The sequence below is a fragment of the Halorubrum halodurans genome (genome assembly GCF_002252985.1).
Taxonomy (GTDB): Archaea; Halobacteriota; Halobacteria; order Halobacteriales; family Haloferacaceae; genus Halorubrum; species Halorubrum halodurans.
The window spans coordinates 1-24,220 of record NZ_NHPJ01000082.1 but is presented as its reverse complement, the minus strand read 5'-3'; the positions used below and the strand labels follow the sequence as shown (position 1 = coordinate 24,220).

Here is a 24,220-nt window from a genome sequence, read left to right as displayed (position 1 = left end):
ATCGACGTGCGAGACGAAGTCGCGGCGATTCGGGACGGAGGCGATCCAGTGTTCGGACTCGTCTCCGTCGGCCGCTTGCCGTCCCGGCTCAGGCGTCGGTCGTGTTGCTTTCCTGTGAGCGGCGAGCGGCTCCTACAATTGCTGCTGGAGGTACTGATCGGAGCACTCGCGGGGCAGGATCGTCGATATCTCCGCCCTGGATCCCACTCACGAAGGTCGTGGCGAGTGAGGTGACTCGGAGGAGACCGTACTCCGCTTCCGCGTTCTCGACTGAGACGGCGTCGTCGTTCGCTGCGATTTCCTCGTGGGCGGTCACCGCTTTCATCGTGAGTTCCGTTTGTTTGTGCTGGGGCTCCCGTTGTGCCTCCTGACGACTGTTGGTCCTCGATCTCCGCCCGGAGATCCTCCTGGATCGCCGTCAATGCTTCCTCGCTCTCTTAGAGAATCTGTCACAACGCCATTCGACACGACAGCGAGATCCCCAATCTCAACGGCTTGCTCAGCGCGGAGCGGAATCTGATAACCCGGTGGAGACAGTCACGTAGATATCGCTGGATTCAGCCCACGAAGCACTAGCTGCTGGCCGCCCGAATACGGCCGTCCAATCCGCGTACGCAGCCGTCCGGTCACGATTACAATCTGATGACTCACTGTCGACGCCACAGACACACTGGGAGTTCTATCGCCAGTTACGTGCCGATACTGAGATCGACACGGCACGGTTAGCGCAGATTACCGAAGCATACGAGGCCGCCACGTATTCGCCAGACGGACTGTCATCAGATGTAGCTTCTGAGACCCTTTCAGCAGTGAATGAGTTGATCGCCGACTCGATGACAGTTTCCACTCCGTGATCGCCTGCGGAAGATTTACTTTCAATAGTGTTATATGTTTCCCATGATTAACTTAGGATAGATGTTACCGTGGGGACATGCTGCGTTCGGCTATCTCATCTACTCGGTGTATTCTCGCTGGAAGATCGGGCATCCGCCGATCGGCTTAGCCGTCTTCGCGCTCGGATTGGGAACACTGTTTCCCGATCTCATTGATAAGCCGCTGACGTGGACGATCCCACTGCTTCCGTACGGACGGAGCCTCTCACACTCACTGATCACGTTCGCGCTGATCGTACTCGTCTTGTGGACACTCATACGACATCCCGATCAGCGCACACTCGTCGGTGCGTTCACGATCGGGTACTTCTCGCATCTGGTTGCGGATAGCATCCATCCAGCGTTTACACAGGAGTATGCCGGACTCGGGTACTGGCTCTGGCCGCTGACTTCCGTCCCGGAGAGTGAACCCCGGAGTTTCATCGAATTCTTTCTCACTCTCGAAGCGACACCGATGGTGGTGTTTGGCGGTGTCCTCACCGTCGTGGGCCTTGTGGTGTGGGTGTATGACGGCATGCCAGGGATAAAGGACTTGTACGCAGAGTATGTCCAGTGAAGCAGAGACGACCTCGATGAACGACTCGCCCGTCGTCGAGTGTACTGATGTTGTTCGAACGTACGCACGCGGCAGTACTGGACGCCTCTTTTCACGACAGCCCGGAACGTCAGTGACGGCTGTGGATGCCGTTTCGATGGCGGTTCAACGCGGTGAGTTAGTCGGATTGGCTGGACCAAGCGGTAGCGGGAAATCCACGCTGCTTCATTTGTTGGCTGCGCTTGAAACGCCGGATAGTGGTCACGTACAGATTACTGGTGTCGATACTACCTCAATGGGTGAGCGGGGACGCACCGCCATTAGACGCGATCACGTCGGGATCGTGTTCCAGCGATTTCATCTCCTTCCGTCGTTGACGGCGCTTCAAAACGTTGCGCTGCCGATGATAGAACAAGGGAAAGGGAAACGATCGCGTCGACGTCGAGCCCGATCGTTACTCGAAGACGTCGGATTAGGCGATCGGCTCTCGCATCGTCCAGCAGCACTTAGTGGTGGTGAACAACAGCGGGTTGCTGTCGCGCGAGCCCTTGGCGGGAATCCGGATCTCGTGATCGCCGACGAACCGACTGGGGAGCTCGATTCGACAGCCAGCGAGGCGGTCTTAGATCTCCTTGCGGATGTCGCGACCGACCATGCAGTGGTTGTCGCGTCACATGACCCGATGGCGATCGACCGAATGGATCGTGTACTTCGACTTCGTGACGGGAAACTCACAAATGGGCAAACGCAGTAGTCTCTTCGGGCTGGGTGTCACCCGGACCGTAGGCCGGCTGCGGACCGGTGAGAGCCGCCGACTCCTGTTGAGCGTCTGTGGCGTGGCACTCGCCGTGGCGTTGATGATCAGCGTGACTGGCGTCGCCGTCAATCTGGCTGGCGGATCGACGATCCAAGGTGATGACGTGGATTACTGGATCGTTCCCGACGGCGGATCGGTCAGCAGTGTCGCCGTCTCCGTGGAAGGCCCCCAACTTGGTGCCGTCCATGAGACGACAGCACGCCTCCAGGCTGATGAGCGAGTGACGTTCGCCACGCCGGTTGAACTCCAGATTCTCCAGATCGACACGGGATCGACACGTGAGTACGTCCTTGCGGCGGGCGTGATTCCACCGGAGAGTGGCGAGCGTCTGTTGGGGCTGCCGACCGACCAACTCACGCCGGGAGATCCGCATTACGCCGACGGCGAGTATACTGGCCCCTGGACCGGTGAAGCGATCGTGAGTAGTGCCGCCGCCGAGATCGTGGGCGTCGAGCAGGGTGATACCATCCGTCCCGCCCGAGCAGAGCCGAATCAGACATTCACGACGACCGCCATCGCAGACGGCGATCTCTCCGGTGGCGTAGGTCCCGTTCCACTGATTGTAGTCCACACGAGTGAGCTTCAGAGCCTGACGAACACCGCAAGCCAAGATTCAGCTGATCAGATCCTCGTCAGTACGAACGATCCAAGCGTCGAATCCACACTGGAGGCAGCGTATCCGGAAACGCAGGTGTTGACGCGAGCAGGCCTCGGCGGAGAGGATCTCTCCACATCTAGTTTGCCGGTTGCCGTCGCCGTCGCCGCCCTCATCGCGACCGTCGCGATCGGCACGCTGTTCGTTGCGACCCTCGTCGGGTTAGAGACGATCGCCGTCCGCGAGATGATCGCCGTCCAAGGAGCGCTTGGCTTATCCACGTCTTCACAGATGATCATCGTGTTCGCACAGACGCTTACCATCGCCGGGCTTGGCGGGGTCGTGGGCACACTCGGTGGGGTGGCTGGCCTCAAGGCGTTGAACGTCGGGGCGACCGTCTTCGGATCCGTCAGCCAGATCGCGGCGTTTCATCCCGGCTTGCTCGCGTACGGCCCCGGTGTCGCGCTCGTGATCGGCGTGTTGGCAACGCCGTATCCTGCCTGGATCGCGGCGCGAACCGACCACCTTGAGGTGCTGAGCTAATGCGTGGGGTGTCGCGCCTGCGAGCGGTCACCGGTATTGGGCTGACACAGTTGCGACATCACCGCACCCGAACGCTGTTGGCGATCATCGGGATCGCGCTGGCGGTGTTGTCAGTCACGCTGCTTGGCGGGGTGGGGCTTGGCGTCGTCGAAACCGGCCAAGAGCAGTTCGATGCGTCCGGCCGCGACCTGTGGGTTACTGGTGGGCCAGTCCAGCTTGCGCCGGGGACTGTTGGGGGCTTTGAGAACACTGTCGTCGATGCGCATTCGGTTGCGGCCTCGATCGACTCGCGTGCGGACGTGAGGGCGGCGGTGCCGATGGCCTACCAAACCGTGTATGTGAGCCCGACCGGTGACGAATGGGAGACGATCGTTGGGGTCGGATCCGGCGTCGGGCCTGCCGTGGAGATCACGAACGGGACACAATTTGAACACGGTGACGTCCACTATGCGAACGGGACCTACACTGGTCCGATGACCCACGAGATCATTATCGATCCGCGGACTGCCGAGCTGCTTGATGTCGGCGTTGGAGATACCATCTATGTCGGCGGGACGATCTCCGCAGCCCGAGCCAACCAGTTCGAGATCGTCGGCGTCTCGCCGACGTTTTCACGCTTTCTTGGAACGCCGTCCGTGACGCTTCATCTGAGCGAGCTCCAAGAGGTCACGGGCACCACCGCAACTGATCGGGCCTCGCTCATCACGGTGAGTCTCCACGCAGATGCCTCTCCGGAGACCGTTGCGAGCGCGATTGAAGCCGAGTATCCCGAGTATACGGTGCGAACGAACAGCGAGCAGTTGGAAGCCACGCTCGAACGGCAGGCCGTCTTGCTCGCAAGTGGGGGGAGTCTCGTCGTGCTCGGCGTGCTTGCGGGGCTCACGCTCACGGCAAATCTCATGGTGTCGGTGGTATATCAACAACGACAGGAGCTTGCGGCACTCAAAGCGCTTGGCTCACGGACTTCGACGCTCGTCGGCGTGGTTCTCATACAGGCGTTGGTACTTGGCGTTCTCGGGGGTATCGTCGGGGTGGCCGCCACGCTGCCGCTTGTCGAACTGCTTAATTTCGCTGCAGCTACTCTCGTCGGCTTTGAGGACGTGGTCCGGACGCCACAGTGGTTACTCGGTGCTGGGCTCGCGATCGCGGTTCCGATGAGTCTGGTTGGGTCGTTGCTAGCCGGCTGGCAGATCGCGTTGTTGTCTCCAGAAGAGGGACTACAGTGGTAGTGAGACAGTCCAACTAGTATCCAAGATGTTGCCGGACTCCACTCCATCGATGGCAGCAAGAAACTTTATTCATCAAGTTCACGGGCGAAGACACGTTCGTCACAGTCATCACACTCGATTGCTGTCTCCCACCCTTCGTACCCATGATCTGTCGGGGGAACGGTGACGATATCGATGTCGGTATCGCCACATCTGGGACACGCCGGCGGGAGGGGCATACAGAGGATTCTATCAGAATCTCTTAACAAACTTTTTATAGGAACTCGAATAATTTCAATATAGTTATATGTGGACCGGCGACGAGTATCTGCTCGAGGGGCGCTTTCAGGGTTTTTCGGGCGAACCCCCGCTTCAGAGAGCAATCGGCAGTTTTCCCGCTTTCAGAGGGATGGAAAAAATATCAATGTAAGATAAAAACTCACGAATGCGACGATCGTGGAGAGTCGTTCGACACTCTCGCGTCTCCATCTCCACGACTGTCGGGTTCCTCCCACGGCTGAAGTCGTTGGCTTCCTCCTCGTCACCCTGTGAGATCCCGTGCCAACCCAATGATTCAAGTTCACTTCTACAGATATGTCTTCCAGCTAACTATGTGTGGGATCACGGGCTACATCGGAGCAGAGGATACCGGTCGGATCGTCCATGACGGACTCAAAAACCTCGAGTACCGGGGATATGATTCAGCAGGTATCGCGCTTGCGGGAGACGATCTCACCATCGAAAAAACCGAAGGCGAGGTGGATGATCTGACGGCGCCGCATGCCGCTGCTGCCACGGTCGGCATTGGCCATACCCGGTGGAGCACCCATGGTGAGCCCACCGAAACGAACGCGCACCCCCACACCGACTGTACCGGTGAGGTGGCTGTCGTCCACAACGGGATCATCGACAACTACGACGCGCTCAAATCGGAACTACAGCCCCGACATATCTTCGAGAGTGCGACTGACACGGAAGTCATTCCTCATCTCATCGAAGATCGACTCGCCGATGGCGCCTCGCTTGTGGCTGCGGTCCAACGGACCACGGCACAACTCGAGGGCAGCTTTGCGATCGCGGTCACAGCGGCCGGCCATGACGGAATCGTCGTTGCCCGCGAGGATAGCCCGTTGTTGCTCGGCCACGGCGATGAGACCACCTTCATCGGCAGTGACGCCACGGCCTTCATCGAGCATACCAACCGGGTTACGTATCTCGAATCGGGCGACATTGCGCATCTAACCACGGATTCAGTGACCATCTATAATGACGGCGAACGCGTCACCCGCGAGACGGAGACGCTTGAGTGGGACGCCGAGGCGGCTGGAAAGAGTGGCTATGACCACTACATGCTCAAAGAGATCCACGAGCAGCCGCGCGCACTCCGTCAGGCCATCTCAGGGCGGATCGATGATCTGGGAACGGAGGTTGAACTCGATGTGGGGCTTCCAGAAGAGTATCTACACTCACTCGAAGAGATCCAGATCATTGCGTGTGGGACATCGTATCACGCCGGGCTCTATGCCAAAGAGCTGCTCGAGACCCACGCGGACATTCGCGTAACGGTCCACATCGCAAGTGAGTATGAGTTCACAGGCGATCGGGATCCGTGGCGTACGCTCGTGCTGGCGATCACCCAGAGTGGCGAGACGGCCGACACGCTCTCTGCGTTGCGCGAGGCGAACCGCGCGGGCGCCCGGAGTCTGGCGCTCACCAACACGCTCGGGTCGACGGTCACTCGCGAAGTCGATGACACGATATTCATCCGGGCTGGCCCCGAGATCGGCGTCGCCGCGACGAAGACGTTCGTCTCGCAGGTGGCCACGGCGACGCTCCTGACGGTACATCTCGGCATGATCCGAGGTAGCCTCACGGGCCAGACTGTCGATGCGTTGTTGAACAGCATTCAGGACCTCCCAGGAGCTGTCCAACAGATTCTCGATCAGGAATCCACGATCAAACGGGCGGCCCAACAGTATGCCGACAGTGACGCCTTCTTTTATATTGGGCGTCAGGCTGGCTACCCCGTGGCGATCGAGAGTGCGCTCAAACTCAAAGAGATCGCTTACGACCACGCGGAGGGATTCCCTGCTGGCGAACTCAAGCATGGCCCCCTCGCACTCGTGACACCAGATACCCCTGTTATCGCGTTGTTGACTGCGGGGACGAACGCCGAGAAGACACAACACAACATCACGGAGGTAGCCTCACGCGGCGCGCCTACGATCGGGCTGACCGGGTCACCGGACGTAGACCCCGATCTAGATCTGACGTTTGAAATCCCTGAGTGTGGACTCATGGAGCCCGTCGCCGCCAACGTGGCACTCCAGCTGTTCGCATATCACGTCGCGAACGAGAAGGAGAGACCGATCGATAAACCCCGGAATCTGGCGAAAAGCGTCACTGTTGAGTAGCGGGTTCTGTTCACGTGACATGCGTATCGTCAGCGATCCGCCCCGAGACACGCGTTCCACCCTCAATGGTGACCTCGTTTCCGATGAGTGTTCCAGGAGCGAGAGTGACGTTCCCACCAATTGAGACGTTGTCTCCGATGAGTCCCCCAAACGACACGTCGTCGTAGACACTCCCGTTTAGCACGACATCTCTCGTGCCGCTCTCGATGGTGGTATTCGGCCCGATGGTCGTGTTGGCACCGATAATACAGTCTGTGACTACCGCACCAGCCTCGATAGACACGTCAGACAATAGGATCGCATTCTCGACGATCGCGCCGGGTCCAACACGGACGTTGTCGCCGACGGTGGTACGCTGGAGCACGGCGGCCTGTGGATGAACGGTTGTGCCGGCGCCGAGAATCGCCGTGTCAGCCACGACCGCGGATTCATCGACGGTGGTAGTGGTAGGTGTCGATGAAGATTCTTGAGCCGAGTTGAGCGCGTTGTTGACGGCGAGGAGATCCCAAGGGACTGACACGTCGAGCCACCGGCCGCGATACTGGACTGCTTGGAGGCGGCGATCCTTGATGAAGGGAGTGAGCGCATCGGTGAGGGCTTGCTCGCCATGACTCTCCGTGTCGCGGATGGCACCGAAGATCTCGGGTGTGAATGCGTACACACCGGCGTTGATATATGTCGATCTGACCTGATCTGGATGCGGTTGTTCCGTGATGTCGGTGACTGTCTGGCCATCAAGATCGACGACGCCATAGCGGCTTGGCGTCTCGACGCGAGTCACACCCATAACGAGATCCGCGGTGGTGTGTTGGTTCCGGACCGCGTTGATGAGGTCGGTGGTGATGATCCGATCGCCGTTGAGCGTAATGAATGACTCGCCGATGTGTGTTTCAGCTTGAAGCAGTGCATGCCCCGTGCCGAGCTGTCTGGATTGAGTGACGTAGGTGATATCGAGGTCACGATCGTGGCCGTCGCCGAAGTGGTCTTGAACGCGCTCACGATTCGATCCGACAACGAGGATGACCTCGTCGATACAAGCAGCTTCGAGTGTCTCGAGAATGTGTTCAAGGAGTGGGCGATTCGCCACAGGGAGCATCGGTTTCGGACGATGTTCGGTGAGCGGCCAGAGGCGTTCGCCTTTGCCCGCGGCGAGCATGACTGCTTTCATACCTTGAGTGAATGGAGATGGGGTCTTAGCAATTTGGCTGCGCAGGATTCGAACGAACAGGAACGTCTGGATCCATCAGGCGGCCATCGTGTGCGCCGGTGACAGTGTGTTCCTCCGTGCGAACAGCGGAAGCGGTGGGGTGGGTATATCGTATTGCTACGCGATCACTAGCTGGCGCGTGTACCGTAGGAACTCCGACGATCCGATTGAGCCGAGGAGCTGCTTCACTCATCGCTATTACCCTCACTCAGGAGTAAATTTTCGACCATCTCAAATTTGTTAGTGCTGTAGATCGCGATACCTGATACGATGATTTCCCGGATGTCTTCAGTATACGTGGGAATCGCGTGGACCGCCTCAACGTCGATGTCGTAAGCATATCTGTTCCCGTCGAACTCGACATCTTCGAGGTCGTGACTAACACCGTTCGCCTCTCGTTGGTTTGGGCCTCGATCCTTCGTCGTGAGCACCCAGAGGTCAATGTCGCTGCGCCGATCGGCTTCGCCACGCGCCACACTCCCGTACAGAACGATCCCGATGAGGCCGTCGAGACAGCCGGTGAGTTCGTCGACGGCAGCCTTCACGGGCTTCTGGAATTCTGGTTGCGGTATTCGGAGGAGAGGGTCGTCCGGAATAGCGAGTCGCTCTCGGTTGATCTGAACGAGCCGTTGATTACCCTCGGGCGATTCGACCACTAATCCGTTCTCTATGAGGGTTTTGATTGCTCTCCGAACCGTCTGTTGGGAATGGCCAATCTGGTCTGCCACTTCGCGCTGTGAGAACTGATTGAATCGATGGTTGGTTAAAAATAGCAAAATGTCGTTCGTTGCCTTGCTTTTGAATAAATCCGTGTCTGCGGCGGGTATTGGAACGGATATGGACACACCCTGTGTGGCGTTTGATTCCGTTTCACGGCTCATGTGCCATGCTATGGCTCATTACTATATATACCATATATTATACTGTGGCTATACCTAATAAGCTCAGGAGTCGGTCGGTCGCAGTGTGGCGGTTGTGTCGTCCCATGTCCGTTTCCTCCCCGACCTACTCGCTCACTCCGTTCGCTCCTTGAGGTCGGGGGCTCCACCTCGAAAATGCGGAGATCATGTCACGGCCACCTTTCTGTCAAGAACTAATCAAACAACCCTGCTCGTGCAGGTGGCGTGTACCGCAACCGGACGCCAGGAATCATCTTGGTGGGCTGAGTGGCTATAGAACGGTGGTCAAACGATGCCTTTCTCAGCGCAACCCAGCCAGCGGGCCTCGTTGGCCGATCGGTCTGATGGCGTGCGTACGAGACAACCTCAGATAGCGTCGTCTCGTAGTGGACTGCGGCGTCCGCGTCGGTGACCGTATACGTCTCTTTGAATGCGGCCATGAGCATCCGTCTTTAGCTAATACTCACAGTAATACGATCTAGCCGTGATCTGCGGTCGAATTTCGCTCGTACACCTCGACAAAACGCCGAAAACACCAATTTTAGCGTTTCTAATCGCCTGGTTTCACGATGAACAGCGTCTCACCGGCTGGAATTGTCTTTCCCAACACCTTTAGTTATATTCTGAGCTTTGAATATTACTATCAGTCTTAGCTAAAGACGAATGGCGGCCATGAGTTCGTCACGATCCGTGGACGTGGACTCACTCGTCTTCGATGGCCACCGGACGCCCCGGAAGTCTGAGCCATTGTGGACAAACACACTCGCTGTTTCTCGTCCCATTGCGAGATGGACCGGCCGCGCAGGTGCATATACTGGACTCACGGTTGCTTCCACCGCTTTCCGATCGATTGACGTCATCGTTGTGCCGTCCGGATACGTCACTCTCGCGCCACCGTTGTCGATCGCAGACACACGAGGACACTGGGCTGTGAACGTCTCTAGTGGGGCCCGCAAGCGACCACTGGCGAGACAGTCACCATCCACCAGACACCGTAGTTCGTTGCTCGGCGTAACCTCCCACGTTTCGGGTGGAAGCTCGGCTGTGCGAACGGCAATCCCGGTCTCGTCAGCAAGCATCGTCGGCTGCCGGTACAACGTCGTCGTTGGACCTGTTGGCGGCTTGAACGGTCTGCCCAGGATGGTTACAGCCTGCTGGCCGATCGCCTTCGAGGCCGTGAAGACGCTAATCCCCGACAGGGCCGGATCGTGGTGAGCATCCCAAACAGCAGCGAGCAATCGGCCCGGATGGAGTGGCTCAGAAGCGGCCAAATACACGAGGGTATGGGTACCATCGACAGCAGTACGGTGAAACGACACTGCTGACGAGGAGTGCTCGACAGGGGTTATTGTCTCGCCGCGTTCGAGACACCACCGCACAACGCCTTGTTCGAACGCCGAACCCGTTGGCGTGATATCCTGTGTGGTCACCCGGCTCGTTTGCGCAGTTGGATCGGTGTCGGCTACGTGCATCCCGTTCGGGACAACCACCGGTGTGATTGTGGTGATCCGAGCAGGGGCGCGGCTCTCGATCTGGTCCCACAGCGAGGTGGGATAGAGGCGAGTTACAACTGGATAGAACGCTGGAAGGTGGGTCCCTGTTGTGGTGAATCGGCCAGTGACGCCGAGTGACTGATAGTCGTGTGCAAGTGGATCTGCGGGCGACTGGGTCACCACCTGAGCGTACTCGGCGGATGAGCCAGCAATTGCGAGGGCGTGATTCGGCGCGTTGTCGTCGTACTGTGAAGCGGACGTCTGGCGGAACAGCGGCTGGTCCGTTGGCAGTCCATCCTCGATTTGACGGTCCCACCCGTGTGCCTCCGGAAGCTCCCAGTTGGTGAGCGTGTCTGGACTGTCGATCACGTCGCTCATCGAGCCGCGCGGCGGCGCTGCAAGTTCGTCGCGATCACAAATCTGCGCTGCGGGCGTGAAATCGACGAGTCTAACGGCGAGTTCCGTTCCGTCCGTTCCACGGTCGGCGACGACGCTGAGGGCGTGTGGATGGCTACTGGCGGCGTCAAGCACGGGCGTAAGCGGCGGTGATCGTGTTGAGTTGGTCAGGGCCGTTGGATCCTCAGCGAGAAGCCGTTCAGTAAACGCACTCGTCTGCCCGAGTGGACGCGGATCGACGTCGACGATGCTGATTCCGAGATCACCAGCGCCTGCGTTGACGGCGAGTTGTGCGAGCGTCGCTGTCGCGTCCGTAATTTCACTGCAGTCGACGTTCGGGATCGAGAGCGGATGTTCGGGCTCGCTGCCGGCCCACAGCAGAGTTCGGTGGCGGACGATGCCAGGAAGCGAGAGATAGGCGACTGGGCCACACCCGTGATCCCACAGGGCTGTGTGGACGATCTCTGCGAGCGTTGTCGACAGCGGTGGCGCATGGCGTGGTCGAGGCGTCCGTGGATCAACGACAAGTTCGACGGCTTGCCATGGTGTGGGTGATTCGGTCATTAGTCGTTGTGGGTGCTCAGCACCGATGTGTAGTGGTGGTGTGAACTTACAGGGGGAGAGTCCCCTGCGGTTACGCGTCCTCGGTGGTCCGTTTGGTGGTGGTGTCTTCGGGTTCGGCAGCGGCGTCGGGGTCGTCCGTGGCGTCGGTGAGCGTTTTTTGAACGCCACTACTCTCCGTGGAGTCGTCGCTGGCGTCGTCATCGGTGTCCTCGTCGACCCCTGTCTCATCCACATCAGCAGTCGCAGCTTCTCCACCGGCCGTGGAGTCGGCTTCCCCGGTATCGCTGGACTCCTCGGTGTTGGTGGAGTCGTCGGTATCGCTGAACTCCCCAGTGTCAGTAGAGTCGTTCTGCTCGGTTTCGGTATACTCGTCGGTAGAGTCGCTCTCGTCGGTGGAGTCGCCAGACTCATCCGAGTCCTCGGAGTCGTCGACCTCGTCGGGGTCGTAATCAGCCGGCGGACCCGTTTGATGCGGCGAGTCGATCGCCGGATCGAACAGCCAGTCGTACCCATCGAAGTACTTGTATTCGTTCCCTGTCGCACCGGTCTTGGCCTTCTTGAACTCTTCAGGGAGGTACCCACCAATGACGGACCTGACTGGCGCATCGTACTGCGAGTGGCCCTCAAACCAGGTAGCGAACGTCTCCTTGAGCGCGTCGTAGGTGAGCTGCGGGCCATCGCGGGCGACGATGAACTGATCAAAGAAGGCCGCAAAGCCCGCTTTCTGTGTTTCTGTTCGCTCGTACGTCGCCCACTCTGGAGTGGGGTCGTACACTTCGATCTGGTTTGTCTCCTCGTCGAGGTAGGTGACCGTTACGTGGTCGAGGTAGCCGAACCCCATGGGAATGTGGGGTTCATAGATCCGACACCAGTCAGCGAGGAACGCCTTCTTTTCGCTGTAGGTGATGATGGCCGTGCCGTCGCGAGTCTCAACGCGGTGGGTTCCATCCTCGGTCTTTCGGTAGTAGCCACATCGGCCAGCTGATTCAGTATCCTCGTCGGTTGGCTCACCAGCAACCGGCCAGTCGAAGGTGCTGACATCTTCGCTTGCGTCTCCACAGACGAGTTCTCCGTCGTCGTCGCTGGCGGTCAGTTCTCTGCCACGGAGTTCATACGTGGTTGCCCCGCTCCCGCGACGGACGACGCTGCGTCCATCGACGGTCCGCACCGGGTCAGTCCGGTTATACAGGACAGCTCCAGTCCCGTCGGCCGTCTTCTTTTTGTAGCCGCGACTGAGCGTCCGGTAGCCGCGCTCAACTCGATCTTGGGTAAACCCGAAGATGACGTGCCGGCCAGCAGCGATGGCCCGCTCAGCGTTTTTGAGCGTGTTCGAGGGTTTTGTGCTGTTTTCGTCCTCGACTTCGAAGGCGACGATTGTCGAGCCAACAGCGATTCCAAGCGTGAGGATGAACTGCTCGTCGGTCCAGATCCGAAGGTCTGGAAGGGCTTCTGTGGTCTGTTCGACCTTCTCGATGTCGTCACCCCCTTCGGTGAAGCTCCGTTCGACGATGTTCTCGTAGCTCCGGTGTGGCAGGTTGCCCTCGTTTTGGACCTCCGGCTCACCAGACGCTTCGTCGGTTGCTCCCTGGCCAAACCCGAACTCCGCGTCGGTCTCGATTGTAATCAGCTCAACCGAGTGGAACCCTGGTTCTGATCGCCCGTCGACGTCCAGCCAGGGATTTGTCTCCCATCTATCGGTGACCGTTTGCACGAAGGGTCCAAGCTGCGCTTCAAACAGCGAGAACCATCCATAGAGGTTGTAGTCTTCCTTGAGGAAGTGCTCCGCACTTGTGTCGCCCGACATAAGCCGCCGGTGTTCGCCTTTTCGGAGGATGATTTCGCGGTTTCGGTCCGCGAGGACTCGAACTTCTCTGCGGCTGGTGTACTGGTTTGTCCGCTCGTCGTTGTACTCGACACGATATTTGTCGGGGCCGTTGACGCGCTTGGTGTAGCTGGTCTTCCAGAGGCCGGCTGCGAGCCGCGGGTCATGGTTCGACGTGAAGTTTCCAGGCGCGAACACTCGCGAGAGATCCGACGGCTTTCCCTGTTCGACGAGTCGCGCAAAGTCACGGTCGCCGGTGTAGGTATCTTTTGGTCGGTAGGTCGCACAGCGGACAGACGCGTTATACTGCCCATCTTTTCCGCTCACGATGACCTGATAGATGAACGGGTCATGGTTCTCCCGGAAGGCGTCGAAAAGCGCTTTGAGCGGCTTCGTCTTGCTGTTGCCGGGCGTTTCTCTGTTGCCGTCTTCATGCGAGTAGAGGCGGGTCGTCGTCACATCAGACAGCCCGACAGGCTCGAGATCGAGGTGACCGACTTCTGCGGTTACGGCCGCCGGGTAGCGGCGCTTCACCGATTGTTTGAGCTTACTTAGTGGCTGCGTGTAGGTCTTTTTCTCAGCTGAATCGAGTGTCGACTGGGTGTTGCTGTTCTCATTAAGCCCGTACGGCCGCGGGTGGAGGACGAACTCCAGTCCGTATTTTGCGGGGTAGATGAGAATTTCGAGGCTCTCGATACAGCTTTCACCGCAAGACATCGGCGATGATCCACACGAGGACGCCCGCGATATCGTTTGGTAGGTCCGCTCGCGCTTGTGGGTCTCGCGGGAGCCGGATGCGAATCGCGTTTTTTCGTTGCTTTGCGCCGCCTCGAAGCGACCGTACTGGGGTCTGAAACGGAGAGACGTCCTCCGGGGCTGGAAGCCCCTCGGCGTCGTCGTCGTCATCCGAATCCGGCGATTGGATCCGTTCAATTCGATCGATTTGAATTGACATTTTAGGTTACTTTGGGGTGCTGTTGACGATGCTGTTCCAGTCCGTCCGCGGGATCAGATGGACTGTAGTGAACGGTCGGCTGTTCGGGCTGTTTTTCTGCGCTGCGGGTACTGGGGGACTGCGAGCTTGCTCGAGTCCGATGTTGGCGGGACGGTTCTCTTTGAGCGTCAACTCGCTGTCGAGAAGCATGACCTTGGTGTGCCCCTCGTACGACGAGCACTGCGGGACGAAGGCTGTCCGGAGGAGCGACGATCGTTCTGCGGGCGGGCAGCGGCCGTCGTGTTCTGTTATCCACGCATCGTAGCGGGGTCCCTTCTCGATTGTACTGTTCCAGCGCTCGGATTGGGTGGCATCCGTTTCGATGATATCGTTCTCGAACTGGGTTTCAGGCTCGTTGCTATCGCGCACCGGGAGTCGGTCACCAGCGTCGGCCTCTTGCTCGGACGCGGGGGAGAGCTCAACAGAGAGGATCGGTTCAACAGGCGCCGGTTGCTCGTCGGTTATAGCGACCCACACGCATGGCTCCGTACAAGTCCGCTCGTTGCCGTCCGGGGTGAACGGGGCCGGTTGGGTGTAGCACTCTGTGCCGGCTGCCGTCCACAGCACCGCTGGGCACTCGAGTAGTGCCCGAAGCCTCGCAGCGCGTCGTGCGGATGTGGTTACGATGTGGGCTGGTTCTTCGAGCGCGGTGAGTTGGTCGACGGTTTTGAGCACCACTCCCGGCTTGATGACGTTGCTGGCATTGATGAGGACAGCAATCTGCTGTCCAGCGCGGGAGACGCGGAGATCAACCGGACCATGCTGGTCGGTTCGATCACCGTCGATTGTGTAGCCGGCCGCCCGATAGGCCGCTTCGACTCGGTTCGTCCGTCTGTCGTGGTTCGTCATTTCTGACGATTCTGCTCACTCAGGGGGAGATAATAATGGATTTGAGGAGTAAACGGGCGTACAATGCTTAATATGGGCGTTTAGGGGACTACACGACCGTTCACCAACCCTGTAGTTTTTTATATGATGAATAAGCGCGCTGGCAGAGAAAAGAATAGTATATAATAATATTGGTTACGGCTATTCTGACCAGAATGTATATAATGGGGGTCTGAGAAGCGTCTGGTAATGGCCACCCAAGCAACACGATCTGAGGTACTTCCCGAGGCGCTGGCTGACGCGCTTATTGATGCTGAATATAATCCGTTCAAAACGCACGCGCGATACAAATACCTCGAGGCGTTTGTCGATCGTGGCGCAACGAGTCAAACGCAAGTGCTTACGCGAAGTGATGTCGAAGCGTATCTCGAAACGACATATCCCAATCTCGAGATCAATTCAAAGAAGACGAGTCATGATACGTTACAGGAGTTAGTCGATGACGGGTTTCTCGAATGCGACACCCAAACACAGACTTATCGGTACTGGTTAGTTTGGAGCGGTGCGGACGGGTCGGAGGGTGCCCAGTGTGATTCGACAGCGGAGACGGATCGTAGTGGTAGTGATGAGTCGGTTAGCGCCGATCATGAGGGGACTGATCTCCGAGAAGACGGTACTATGGCCTCCGGTGAAGGGCATCAGACTTCAGCTGCGGCGTCGACCGACTCTGCGACTACTGATAGTGCTACTACTGGTTGGGGGTCGTCTGTAATCAGCTTGTCTCGTCCCTGGGAAGCTGCGCGGGCCACCCTCTTCGTACTGTTTGCTGGCGGGAGCGTTGCGTTCGTCACTGTGCTGTTGGCTCGGCTTGCGGTCCCGTCACCGGTTGTGACCGGCAGTGCGGCAGTCGCGTGGGGGCTACTCTCGCTTGCGCTCGCTGCGGGGGTAGTGCTAGGTTTGGGCTCTGTGAAGCGTCTCGGCGTCGCTGGCCAGGTCCACTAGCAGAGCACTCTCGACAGAGGATTGTATTCTGGATCGGATGGCTATCACTCTTGGCTTCGATACGGGAGTGTCGTGACATCGAAGGCATCGTAATGGCGATCGTACGTGAGCACGTGATCAACATCTAGCTCGTCCATGTGTGCAGCGACAACGAAATCTGTGAATGACGCACCGAGATCCGTCCATTCAATGAAGGTCTCTTTGGCATCGATAACGACGCTCTCGGGGACTGCTTCAAATTGGTAAAGAGAACTCTCGTCGAGCGTCGTCAAAAATGAGACGGCATTGTTCATCGACGCCTGTTTCTTCAGCCGGGTGGCCGCCTCATCGGCGATGTGGTCGTTAACGATGAGTCGTCGATAGGGAAGCTCACCATCACGGAGAAAGGTCATGAAGGCACGCGAGACGCTGTGCATCTTGTCGCGGGGGTTGAACAACGCGTACAAGAACTTCGGACCAACGACGACTTGGTGTCGAACGTGACCAGGTCGGAAGTGTTCGGCCGTTACGACGCCGATGGGCGTCTCGACTGGCTCAGCCATTAGTGAGACGTGTTCGGAGCGTCAGCGAGTGTGAATGATTCCTCACTTCCGTCCCATTCGTTGATGAGATCTGTCTCGGTACGGGCGTCGGTCGCAGCGGTTTCCGACAGCGACTCTTCCTCAAGAGTCTCGAGTACGGTGAACGCCTGATCGTTCGGATCAGCTTGCTGCCGTCGATCGATCCATTCGACTAGCGCCTCACGTCCAGCCTCTTTGAGTGACAGTCCATGTTCCTCCGCAAACGCTCGGAACTGTTCGTATTTGTCCGCATCCAGTTCAGTTTGTACGTGCTTGGTGTCGTTACTGCTCATGAACGTCGCTCACTACTCTTAGATAGCATCTCATGAGATATATAATGTTCGCATGAGTTTTTTCATATACAGCTGCCGAGACATCGGAGCGAATCGCCTCATCTCGCACGGCCGACGAGCTCAAAGCAGAGGCGCGTGAGGCGATCGCCAACGAGGTTCGAGCAGACGCCGCCGATCGGTCAAACGAGGCCACTGAGTAGCCGTGTACGTCGAAACGGACTTTCTCACCGCGTTGGTGAAAGACGACGATTGGCTCCAAGACGCCGCGATTCGGGCCCTCGACGAGCGCGACGACATCCACACCTCGATACCCGCGTATGCCGAGGTGCTGGTGTTGTTCTACGACCGCGAGGCTGCCGAGTACGAGATTGATGCGCCGCGAGCGATCACCAATTTGCTCGAACTCGTTCCGATTGTTCCGGCCGAACACGAGGACGCGGTGTTGACCGCAGCCGCGTTCCTCGACGAGTACGATATCACCCCGTTCGATGCGCTCCGCGCCGGCCTCGTTACCACCCGCGACGAGCGCGTACTCTCGACGGAGGAAGACTACGACACCGTCGGACTCACCCGGACACCGCTCGACGCCGAGGAGTCCGGGTGAGCACAGAGGGAACGTGTTCTACTCGCTCCAGAGGGTCGTGACCCGGTCTTCAATCTCGTCGAGAAGAAGTGTAACGACGTCACGATGGTCGGCTGGCCACGATGCGTCCTCGCCGGGCGTCGGGGCGGTGGGCGGGGGGTGGAAATGGTCCCGTGTATTGTGCGGATTGGGATGCCGGTCCCACCGGCACCTCCAAGCGTGGTCTGCGTGCTGCTCCCGATAGTGGCATTTGAAGTCATCGTTCGTGTACCAACGAAGTGTCAACTGCGCCTCGTCGACGGCTGCTGGGTAGTACGACGGGGCCAAGACGACCTGAAGCCTGAGATGGCCGCTGGCATCCGTGACGGTCGCTCGAGAGACCTGCCTCGTCGCTTGGAGTCGTGTCTGGAGAAACTCGAGAATTGGACGATCGATGGGGGCAGGACTCCCACCATCGCCTGTCGGTGGCACCATCGAGCGAGCTATCCGGATGCCTGTTCGCGCTCGCCGCCCGTCCGTTGCTGGCGCGCGCGTTCGTAGCGGTCACGCTCCTCGCGGGCAGTCGCCCAATCAGCGAGGTCACTGTACACGGCGTCGATGGTCAACTCGTCGCTGCCGTCCGCGGCGGCGACGGCATCGACTGTGGCCGGTGACGCGGCATCGTACGTCGCCTCGTACTCGGTGATGCGCGTCGTCAACTCACGAACATGATCCTGTAGCTCCTCAACGGAGTGATCAGCTGCGAGTTGGTTGATGCGTCGCCACTCAAAATACGCGTCGTTGCGCTCGTAGGTGGCCGGATGGCCGTCGTGTCGGGTAACGATGCCAAGGTCATCGAACCACCCCAGATACTTCCGGGCGGTCTTGGGGTCACAGTCGGCGCTGTCGGCGATTGCGCTTGTCGGCGTCGGCTCGCGGGTCTGGAGGATGATGCTGTAGATGCGCTGTTCAACGTCATCGCTGGCGAACGCATCCTCGAAGACTGGCGGTCCATCGCTGGCGTCTGTCTCGGACATACGTGAGATTACAGAGCCGAGGATATAATTCTTACTTCAAAGAATAATTTCCTGCCTTCGTCTGGGCTGGGATCTACAGGCTGAGCAGGCCGAGTGCCTCGGGGCTTGACCCTGAGGCGGTTCACAGGCTACCCTATGCGAAAGTAGGAATCGGTCGGAACGGAGCGGATTCCGAACCGTCCTTCGGAGGTCGTTCGAGAGAGCTTTGCTCTCTCGTCAGTGACCCACGAGTGAAGTCGTGGGCTTCCTCCTCGTTCCTCTGTGAGCCGCCAGACAAGGTATGTGAAACCGGCCCGTCGCAGTTGCGCAGAGAACTTGCGATAGTCCGTCTCAGCGGGGTCGACTATCGAGGTCAGAGATTTTATTTTGCCTACATCCCTGTAGTAGGGCTATGGCCCACGAGTGCGACGATTGCGGAGCGTCGTTCGAGACACTCACCCGTCTCCGTCTCCACGACTGCGAGGATGTTCAACCAGAGACACCCGTTGCCTCGGCTGATCTCGAGAAGTCTCAATCCGCGGGTTCGTCGCCGGCCGACGAACGAGACGCATCCGTCGCCGAGCTCGACACCCTACTCAACCGCTTTTCTGGTGATGACAGAGCCGCCCTCCACGAGACACTCGCCGAGTTCGAGTCCGCGCTCTCGGCTGCGCTCGAGGAAGACGACGGCGGGGAGACATACCGGGATGTGTTCTGGCGATACCACGAGCGAGTCAGTGACGCCCTGGACGAAGCGGTGCGAGCAACCGGGTGGAGTCTCCTCGAGGAGGTCATCGATGCGTACGACCCGACCGCGGACGACGAGCTGCCGCTCGTGACACCCACGATCGCGAATGCTGTCGGACGGAATCTGATCCGCACGCGGGTAACCGAGAGTGTGGAGGCGATTCCAGTTTCAGCACTCGAATACCTCGATGGCGTCGCAGTCACTGCCAGCGATACAGCCGATACCACACAGGAGGAAGTCCACGCGTACGGGTGGGGAATCGGCCATCCCGACCACTCAGTGGCCGACCGTCTCCACGCCCGCGTCTCGGAAGATATCTTCTCGGTTACGCCGACGCTCGAACACGCGTTCTACGCCGACCAGTACGCGGCGGTCGATCTCCTTGAAGCGCTGGTGAAAGACGAGTCGATCGACGGGACGTTCTCGCGTCCCGCCCGTGACGATATGCCGTCTCGTCGCTATCTGCTTGACAGTGTTTACGGGCTGAAGACGGACGACCACTGGCCAGGGATGCCGCGGTACTACGACTGGCACGAGGAATTCGACGACACGTTTGAGTTAGACGACACGGTCGAACAGCGCATCCGCGACCTCGTCGAAGAGATCGGCTTCGACGCCGACCTGCCGAACGACTGGACGTTCCGGGATCTCGGCGTTTGAGCAGCATCGAGGAGAAAGCCTTGGGTTCAGCGCAGAGAGGATGTCAACGTGGTTGGGAACCGACAGAAACTCTCGGGGTCGTACGGACGGCGAAGTCTTCCGTGATGACGAAACGGCCCACGTCTCGAACCACTTGCCCCCGAGAGGGTTCACGGCGGATTTCGGCCAGTATTGAGCGGGTCGTACGAATCCATGTGGTAGGCGACCCGCCAGAGTTTGAGAACGGCGCGAGTGACCAATACTTCGGGAGCCTGTTTAATACAGGATTCTTCGACCTCGTCTGGCTTTGAGCTCGCAGTCGGCGGCGGATGATAATGTTCGAGCCCCGGGACGTTGAGATAGTCGTCCGCATGTGGATGCTTACCCCATCGAAAATTCACCGCTTCTGTGTCCGTATAGTGGAACTTGTAGTGGGCCTGTGTGGTCCACTGGACGTCGATCCGCGCCGCGTCGGCCGTACACAGTCCATCGTCGAGCGCAACTTCGAGGACAGATGGATGGAGGTAGTCATCGAGTTCGGCTGTCGCAAGCGGCTCCATTTCCTCGATAACATCGCGAATCGTGAGTAGTGCCGGACGGTCTGTCGCTCCACGGAGCGTATGGTGTTCGTTTTGATCTGAAGCGTTCACCATCGCTCAGGCCGGGACGTTCTCATCAGTCGAGCGACGGTCATCGTCGACAAACTGCTCGGCGGTACTGATCGAGAGGGCCGCATTTGCGAACGCGAGGTTTCGACGGAGCGTCTTCCACTCACGGATCCGCTCGGGATCGATCTCTTCTTGTGGAACTCCGGACTCGGCGAGAGCCTGATTCGTTTGGCTGACGGCTAACTCTTCAGGGGACTCGACGCCGAATTCAGCCTGATATTCTGTGAGCTGCTCGCGCATTTCCTGAATCTGTGTGACGAGTTCGTCAGTCGAAACGTGCTCTAGGATGTCGGACGCCTGTTCCATGACCAGTGATTCAGGCGAGCGACGATACCGCGTACTGCCGTGCTCGCCGGGTGTCGTCTCGACGAACCCCTCGTCTGCGAGTGTGTTCAGATGCTTTCGAGCGGTCTTCGGAGCGGTCCGCGCATTGTCAGCGACCGAATCAGCCGACAGTGGGCTGTATGTGTGGCTAATGACATGCCGGATGCGCTCGTATGGCGTCGTGTTAGACTCCCAGTCTGTCCCGACTGCCTCGTTGATATTTGCAAACGTATCTGGTGGGTGCCGGTCGCTCATGTAGGCTCATACGAACTAGAGGAACATAGTGCTTTGGTATCATAGTATATTCTTTCATTGCTCTCGAAAGCTGTGGTCCATCCACGCAAACCAGTACGCGGCGGTCGACCTGTATTGAATCCGCAGCGGGTGCGTCGGGATCGGTCACCTTCTACACGGCTCAGGTGCGCTGTCGAAAGAGTAGGCAGGTCCGGATCACAGTCACCCGAGCAGGCTCTCGCCGTCGAACTCGTCGTCGGTGTTGACACCCATCAGGTCGAGAAGCGTCGGCGTCACACCGAAGAGGTTCGCATCGTTGAGATCGAGGTCCGGGGTTGTGGTGTACAGCGGCAAGTTCTAGTCAATCTACCGGGTTCTACATGATATAAGCGCCTCGAACGCACATGGAACTCACAAAGAACACGATATACAGCCACGACGAACTCGGAGAAGTACTCGTGCTCGATGTCCACCATATCTTCGAAACGTACGATCTGGACGCGGGCGACGGTTGTCTCCGATCGAGAATCGTCCGCTACACTACGGAGTGGGACAACTACGGTCCGATGCCCTCGAGTATCCGTACCGCTCCTGTCGAAGAGTTTCGGACGGTTGTCGGCGACGCCGTTCGAACGTGGGATGGAGGTGAGGGTGCAAACGGCGATACTTGACCGTGCACAACACGCTACCACTGACCGATGAAAGTATACCCGAAGATCCCACGATACGATCACCCCGTCGTCCCGGAGTCGTTCTTCGACGCCGAGGACTTGGTGGTCCTCGAGAAGTTCGATGGCAGCTCGTTCCGCTTCACACTCTATGACGAGCGTCACGCCTCATCGTATCCCGAGCCCGTCGTGAACGCCGCCGACGGGGACGGCAGTCTCGTCTTCGGGACGCGGCGCTCGATCATGGGCAGTCATCGCGACGATCTCGAGGATATCGACGGGGCACTCCACCGAGCCGTCCGGTGTCTCTGTGACGGGATCGACACGACCGCTCTCCGTCGAGTCCACGATGAACACGACGGCCCCCTCATCGTCTACGCAGAAAATCTGGTGTACTCGACACTGGACTACGGCTACACAGATCACTCCCTCCCCGCTCTCATCGGCTTCGACGTCCTTCCGTACGCGGCCATCAAGTCGATGACGCCACCGGGCAGTCCGTACGCTGAAACCTTCGAAGGGTTCCTCTCGACCGAGGCGGCCTGGCGCGTCTTCGACAGGATCCGAGTTGAGAGCGTGTCGCCGGATCGCGCGTTCGTTCCTGCGACGATCATTGCCGAGACTGCAGAGTTCGATCCCGAGAACTACACTGTTCCGTGGTCGTCGCTGGCTGCCGATCTCCGTGCGGAGGGCGTCGTCGTCCGCAGTGACAGCCACGACCGCCGCGTGAAAGTGGTCCGCGAGGACTTCGAGGAACTGAATTGTGAGCAGTTCGGAGAAGATCCGGCTGACGCAGAGACGGGTGCGGAACAACTCGTTGCGATGTACTGCACGTCCGCCCGGATTCGCAAGACAGTCCGTTCACTCGTTATCGAAGAGGATCGTGAGTTTGGGGTTCACCTCGTGGAAGAGCTGTACCCCCGCGTCGTCGAGGATATCTGGGCCGAACACTGGCACGAGATCATGCAGCTCGAGTTCGAGTTCACACCCGCAGAAGTCTACCCGCTCGTCGCCAAGCGGTGTGTTACTGAACTCCGAAAGATGGAAACAAACGCCGAACTGAACGACGCCGACCCGACGACCATCTGGCAACACCTCTCGTGAACCGCTTCAGGGTCAAGCCCCGAGGATTTCCGTAAATTAGTCGGACAGTCCCGCGACACCATCGGTCTGATACTCCTTGATCTTGAACGCCCGAATCTCCATCTCAGCGAGTATTTTACCGAAGAAGTTGTCTGGTTCGTCCCGTCGGAGAGTCCGCCGTGCGTCTCCGTCGGTTTCGAGCCGAATAGCCGCGTATTGCCAAAACGTAATTAACTAGCGCAATCGTAGGCCCTCTATGGCAACCGAAGATATCTCAACTCGACTTGCACAGCTCAAGCCGAAACTTGAGCAGGAGTATCCGATCAGCGAGTTGGGTATCTTTGGGTCGTATGCGCGTGGAGAACAACAACCCGACAGCGATCTCGATGTACTCGTCGTCTTCGAGCAGCCTGTAACGTTGTTCGATCTCGTTCGGTTGGAAAACGAACTGACGGACGAGTTGGGTATCGAGGTCGACCTCGTGACGAAAGATTCGTTGAAGCCACGGATTGAATCCCGCGTTCATGACGATCTCGTCACGGTATGACAGAGGTTTTGGACTATCTCGATGACATTCTTGACGGCGTCGAGAAGATCAAGCGATATACACGTGAGATGACCTACGAAGAGTTCGTTGATGATCCAAAGACAGTCGACGCAGTACTCCGAAATTTCGAGGTGATTGGTGAGGCAGCGAAAAACGTTCCAGATGATATCTACACGGAATAGCGTTAGTAACCCGGGCATACCAACTGCTAGGAGACCGAGTTGTTATAGGGGTCCAAACGAGAGACTGATTCCGATAGCGATCACTGAGATGACGAAGAGGAGCACGAACAGCGTGGTCATCAAGCTACCGAGTTCAATAAGAAACTGGGAGGTTTTCGCATAATCGAGGCGGGCTGGAAATCTGTCCATATACCCTTGCTTAAGGCGCGTATAATATACTCTAGATGCTAGGTGTCAAATTGGATATTTTGGTGGGTTCATGGGTTCAACAATAGCACCGACAGGCCGTCAAATACCCCACATCGGCAGGTAGCGACACAATCGAAGTGACGCGATACTGCTGAAATCACAGTAAATCTTTCTGTAAATGTAAGGTCCAAGATCACTACTGTCTGATGAAACACCGCGAACTGCCGTGTACTTTATGATGGCTTGCCTACTAGTTTCTTTAATGACGAGGGTGTCATAGAACGAGTAGCACACCAA

Annotated in this window: 25 protein-coding genes; 11 read left to right on the top strand and 14 right to left on the bottom strand. The window is 58.3% G+C overall.

Annotated features, from left to right (window positions below):
• Positions 1-88 precede the first annotated feature (88 nt).
• Complete coding sequence (locus DJ70_RS16830) at positions 89-316, bottom strand: hypothetical protein (RefSeq protein ID WP_143420981.1); 228 nt, start codon at positions 314-316, stop codon at positions 89-91.
• A gap of 599 nt (positions 317-915) precedes the next feature.
• Between DJ70_RS16830 and DJ70_RS08260 the strand changes: the two genes are divergently transcribed.
• The 4 genes from DJ70_RS08260 (at position 916) to DJ70_RS08245 (ending at position 4,612) form a co-directional block, all read left to right on the top strand.
• A complete protein-coding gene (locus tag DJ70_RS08260; RefSeq protein ID WP_094531862.1) occupies positions 916-1,449 on the top strand; it encodes a metal-dependent hydrolase in 534 nt (177 codons plus the stop codon).
• Positions 1,439-2,182: an ABC transporter ATP-binding protein gene (locus tag DJ70_RS08255; protein WP_094531860.1), complete on the top strand. Its 744-nt coding sequence runs from the start codon at positions 1,439-1,441 to the stop codon at positions 2,180-2,182. The genes DJ70_RS08260 and DJ70_RS08255 overlap by 11 nt, the downstream gene beginning before the upstream one ends.
• The gene (locus DJ70_RS08250; RefSeq protein WP_179234012.1) at positions 2,133-3,383 is read left to right on the top strand and encodes an ABC transporter permease; all 1,251 of its coding nucleotides are present in this window, start codon (positions 2,133-2,135) and stop codon (positions 3,381-3,383) included. The genes DJ70_RS08255 and DJ70_RS08250 overlap by 50 nt, the downstream gene beginning before the upstream one ends.
• Positions 3,384-3,460: 77 nt before the next feature.
• Entirely contained in the window at positions 3,461-4,612 is a 1,152-nt protein-coding gene (locus tag DJ70_RS08245; protein WP_321169296.1) for an ABC transporter permease, read from the top strand.
• A gap of 65 nt (positions 4,613-4,677) precedes the next feature.
• Here DJ70_RS08245 and DJ70_RS17370 read toward each other — a convergent pair whose 3' ends face one another.
• Entirely contained in the window at positions 4,678-4,830 is a 153-nt protein-coding gene (locus DJ70_RS17370; RefSeq protein ID WP_179234011.1) for a hypothetical protein, read from the bottom strand.
• Positions 4,831-5,202: 372 nt separating this feature from the next.
• On the opposite strand from DJ70_RS17370, the gene glmS reads away from it, so the two are divergent.
• Positions 5,203-7,005 carry a glutamine--fructose-6-phosphate transaminase (isomerizing) gene (glmS, locus tag DJ70_RS08240; RefSeq protein ID WP_094531888.1) on the top strand — a complete coding sequence of 601 codons (1,803 nt, stop codon included), beginning with the start codon at positions 5,203-5,205 and terminating at the stop codon, positions 7,003-7,005.
• Positions 7,006-7,015: 10 nt separating this feature from the next.
• On the opposite strand, the gene DJ70_RS08235 is transcribed toward glmS, so the two are convergent.
• From DJ70_RS08235 to DJ70_RS08210, 7 genes are all read right to left on the bottom strand, one after another.
• A complete protein-coding gene (locus tag DJ70_RS08235) occupies positions 7,016-8,173 on the bottom strand; it encodes a sugar phosphate nucleotidyltransferase (protein WP_094531854.1) in 1,158 nt (385 codons plus the stop codon).
• Positions 8,174-8,397: 224 nt separating this feature from the next.
• Entirely contained in the window at positions 8,398-9,093 is a 696-nt protein-coding gene (locus tag DJ70_RS08230; RefSeq protein WP_179234010.1) for a nucleotidyltransferase domain-containing protein, read from the bottom strand.
• A 671-nt stretch (positions 9,094-9,764) separates the two neighbouring features.
• Positions 9,765-11,564 carry a hypothetical protein gene (locus DJ70_RS16825; protein ID WP_143420980.1) on the bottom strand — a complete coding sequence of 600 codons (1,800 nt, stop codon included), beginning with the start codon at positions 11,562-11,564 and terminating at the stop codon, positions 9,765-9,767.
• Positions 11,565-11,634: 70 nt separating this feature from the next.
• Complete coding sequence (locus DJ70_RS08225; protein ID WP_143420979.1) at positions 11,635-14,292, bottom strand: hypothetical protein; 2,658 nt, start codon at positions 14,290-14,292, stop codon at positions 11,635-11,637.
• Positions 14,293-14,347: 55 nt separating this feature from the next.
• The gene (locus tag DJ70_RS08220) at positions 14,348-15,229 is read right to left on the bottom strand and encodes a hypothetical protein (RefSeq protein ID WP_094531850.1); all 882 of its coding nucleotides are present in this window, start codon (positions 15,227-15,229) and stop codon (positions 14,348-14,350) included.
• A 1,025-nt stretch (positions 15,230-16,254) separates the two neighbouring features.
• The gene (locus DJ70_RS08215; RefSeq protein ID WP_245810768.1) at positions 16,255-16,752 is read right to left on the bottom strand and encodes a type II toxin-antitoxin system VapC family toxin; all 498 of its coding nucleotides are present in this window, start codon (positions 16,750-16,752) and stop codon (positions 16,255-16,257) included.
• Positions 16,752-17,063, bottom strand: a complete 312-nt coding sequence (locus DJ70_RS08210; protein WP_094531848.1) for a hypothetical protein — start codon at positions 17,061-17,063, stop codon at positions 16,752-16,754. Before DJ70_RS08210 ends, DJ70_RS08215 begins: the two co-directional genes overlap by 1 nt.
• A 202-nt stretch (positions 17,064-17,265) precedes the next feature.
• On the opposite strand from DJ70_RS08210, the gene DJ70_RS08205 reads away from it, so the two are divergent.
• Entirely contained in the window at positions 17,266-17,667 is a 402-nt protein-coding gene (locus tag DJ70_RS08205; RefSeq protein ID WP_094531846.1) for a PIN domain-containing protein, read from the top strand.
• Between the two features lie 18 nt (positions 17,668-17,685).
• On the opposite strand, the gene DJ70_RS18040 is transcribed toward DJ70_RS08205, so the two are convergent.
• Both DJ70_RS18040 and DJ70_RS08195 read right to left on the bottom strand, forming a co-directional pair.
• Positions 17,686-18,120: a hypothetical protein gene (locus DJ70_RS18040; RefSeq protein ID WP_094531844.1), complete on the bottom strand. Its 435-nt coding sequence runs from the start codon at positions 18,118-18,120 to the stop codon at positions 17,686-17,688.
• 8 nt (positions 18,121-18,128) lie between these two features.
• Complete coding sequence (locus DJ70_RS08195; RefSeq protein WP_094531842.1) at positions 18,129-18,662, bottom strand: DUF7342 family protein; 534 nt, start codon at positions 18,660-18,662, stop codon at positions 18,129-18,131.
• 391 nt (positions 18,663-19,053) lie between these two features.
• Here DJ70_RS08195 and DJ70_RS08190 point away from each other — a divergent pair, with 391 nt between their 5' ends.
• Complete coding sequence (locus tag DJ70_RS08190) at positions 19,054-20,049, top strand: hypothetical protein (RefSeq protein ID WP_094531840.1); 996 nt, start codon at positions 19,054-19,056, stop codon at positions 20,047-20,049.
• A gap of 149 nt (positions 20,050-20,198) precedes the next feature.
• Here DJ70_RS08190 and DJ70_RS08185 read toward each other — a convergent pair whose 3' ends face one another.
• The 3 genes from DJ70_RS08185 to DJ70_RS17940 form a co-directional block, all read right to left on the bottom strand.
• The gene (locus DJ70_RS08185; RefSeq protein WP_094531838.1) at positions 20,199-20,681 is read right to left on the bottom strand and encodes a hypothetical protein; all 483 of its coding nucleotides are present in this window, start codon (positions 20,679-20,681) and stop codon (positions 20,199-20,201) included.
• 3 nt (positions 20,682-20,684) lie between these two features.
• Positions 20,685-21,275, bottom strand: a complete 591-nt coding sequence (locus DJ70_RS08180; RefSeq protein WP_094531836.1) for a DUF7342 family protein — start codon at positions 21,273-21,275, stop codon at positions 20,685-20,687.
• 201 nt (positions 21,276-21,476) lie between these two features.
• Positions 21,477-21,608 (bottom strand): hypothetical protein, encoded by a 132-nt coding sequence (locus tag DJ70_RS17940; RefSeq protein WP_271930182.1) that lies wholly within the window; start codon positions 21,606-21,608, stop codon positions 21,477-21,479.
• Between the two features lie 50 nt (positions 21,609-21,658).
• On the opposite strand from DJ70_RS17940, the gene DJ70_RS08175 reads away from it, so the two are divergent.
• The 4 genes from DJ70_RS08175 to DJ70_RS08160 all read left to right on the top strand — a co-directional run bounded on the left by DJ70_RS08175 (position 21,659) and on the right by DJ70_RS08160 (position 23,734).
• Positions 21,659-21,925: a hypothetical protein gene (locus tag DJ70_RS08175; protein WP_094531834.1), complete on the top strand. Its 267-nt coding sequence runs from the start codon at positions 21,659-21,661 to the stop codon at positions 21,923-21,925.
• A gap of 27 nt (positions 21,926-21,952) precedes the next feature.
• A complete protein-coding gene (locus DJ70_RS08170) occupies positions 21,953-23,026 on the top strand; it encodes an RNA ligase family protein (protein ID WP_094531832.1) in 1,074 nt (357 codons plus the stop codon).
• Between the two features lie 235 nt (positions 23,027-23,261).
• Complete coding sequence (locus DJ70_RS08165; RefSeq protein WP_094531830.1) at positions 23,262-23,552, top strand: nucleotidyltransferase family protein; 291 nt, start codon at positions 23,262-23,264, stop codon at positions 23,550-23,552.
• On the top strand, positions 23,549-23,734 hold the full coding sequence (locus DJ70_RS08160; RefSeq protein ID WP_094531828.1) for a HepT-like ribonuclease domain-containing protein: 186 nt from the start codon (positions 23,549-23,551) through the stop codon (positions 23,732-23,734). The genes DJ70_RS08165 and DJ70_RS08160 overlap by 4 nt, the downstream gene beginning before the upstream one ends.
• Positions 23,735-24,220: the final 486 nt, after the last annotated feature.

Coding starts and splice junctions, on each gene's coding strand:
- DJ70_RS08215 (WP_245810768.1), bottom strand. CDS start 16,752: ATGGCTGAGCCAGTCGAGACGCCCATCGGCGTCGTAACGGCCGAACAC.
- DJ70_RS08230 (WP_179234010.1), bottom strand. CDS start 9,093: ATGAGCCGTGAAACGGAATCAAACGCCACACAGGGTGTGTCCATATCC.
- DJ70_RS08185 (WP_094531838.1), bottom strand. CDS start 20,681: ATGGTGAACGCTTCAGATCAAAACGAACACCATACGCTCCGTGGAGCG.
- DJ70_RS17370 (WP_179234011.1), bottom strand. CDS start 4,830: ATGCCCCTCCCGCCGGCGTGTCCCAGATGTGGCGATACCGACATCGAT.
- DJ70_RS08195 (WP_094531842.1), bottom strand. CDS start 18,662: ATGTCCGAGACAGACGCCAGCGATGGACCGCCAGTCTTCGAGGATGCG.
- DJ70_RS08175 (WP_094531834.1), top strand. CDS start 21,659: ATGGAACTCACAAAGAACACGATATACAGCCACGACGAACTCGGAGAA.
- glmS (WP_094531888.1), top strand. CDS start 5,203: ATGTGTGGGATCACGGGCTACATCGGAGCAGAGGATACCGGTCGGATC.
- DJ70_RS08170 (WP_094531832.1), top strand. CDS start 21,953: ATGAAAGTATACCCGAAGATCCCACGATACGATCACCCCGTCGTCCCG.
- DJ70_RS08165 (WP_094531830.1), top strand. CDS start 23,262: ATGGCAACCGAAGATATCTCAACTCGACTTGCACAGCTCAAGCCGAAA.
- DJ70_RS08180 (WP_094531836.1), bottom strand. CDS start 21,275: ATGAGCGACCGGCACCCACCAGATACGTTTGCAAATATCAACGAGGCA.
- DJ70_RS08260 (WP_094531862.1), top strand. CDS start 916: ATGTTACCGTGGGGACATGCTGCGTTCGGCTATCTCATCTACTCGGTG.
- DJ70_RS18040 (WP_094531844.1), bottom strand. CDS start 18,120: ATGGTGCCACCGACAGGCGATGGTGGGAGTCCTGCCCCCATCGATCGT.
- DJ70_RS08220 (WP_094531850.1), bottom strand. CDS start 15,229: ATGACGAACCACGACAGACGGACGAACCGAGTCGAAGCGGCCTATCGG.
- DJ70_RS08255 (WP_094531860.1), top strand. CDS start 1,439: ATGTCCAGTGAAGCAGAGACGACCTCGATGAACGACTCGCCCGTCGTC.
- DJ70_RS08160 (WP_094531828.1), top strand. CDS start 23,549: ATGACAGAGGTTTTGGACTATCTCGATGACATTCTTGACGGCGTCGAG.
- DJ70_RS08210 (WP_094531848.1), bottom strand. CDS start 17,063: ATGAGCAGTAACGACACCAAGCACGTACAAACTGAACTGGATGCGGAC.
- DJ70_RS16825 (WP_143420980.1), bottom strand. CDS start 11,564: ATGACCGAATCACCCACACCATGGCAAGCCGTCGAACTTGTCGTTGAT.
- DJ70_RS08190 (WP_094531840.1), top strand. CDS start 19,054: ATGGCCCACGAGTGCGACGATTGCGGAGCGTCGTTCGAGACACTCACC.
- DJ70_RS08225 (WP_143420979.1), bottom strand. CDS start 14,292: ATGACGACGACGACGCCGAGGGGCTTCCAGCCCCGGAGGACGTCTCTC.
- DJ70_RS08235 (WP_094531854.1), bottom strand. CDS start 8,173: ATGAAAGCAGTCATGCTCGCCGCGGGCAAAGGCGAACGCCTCTGGCCG.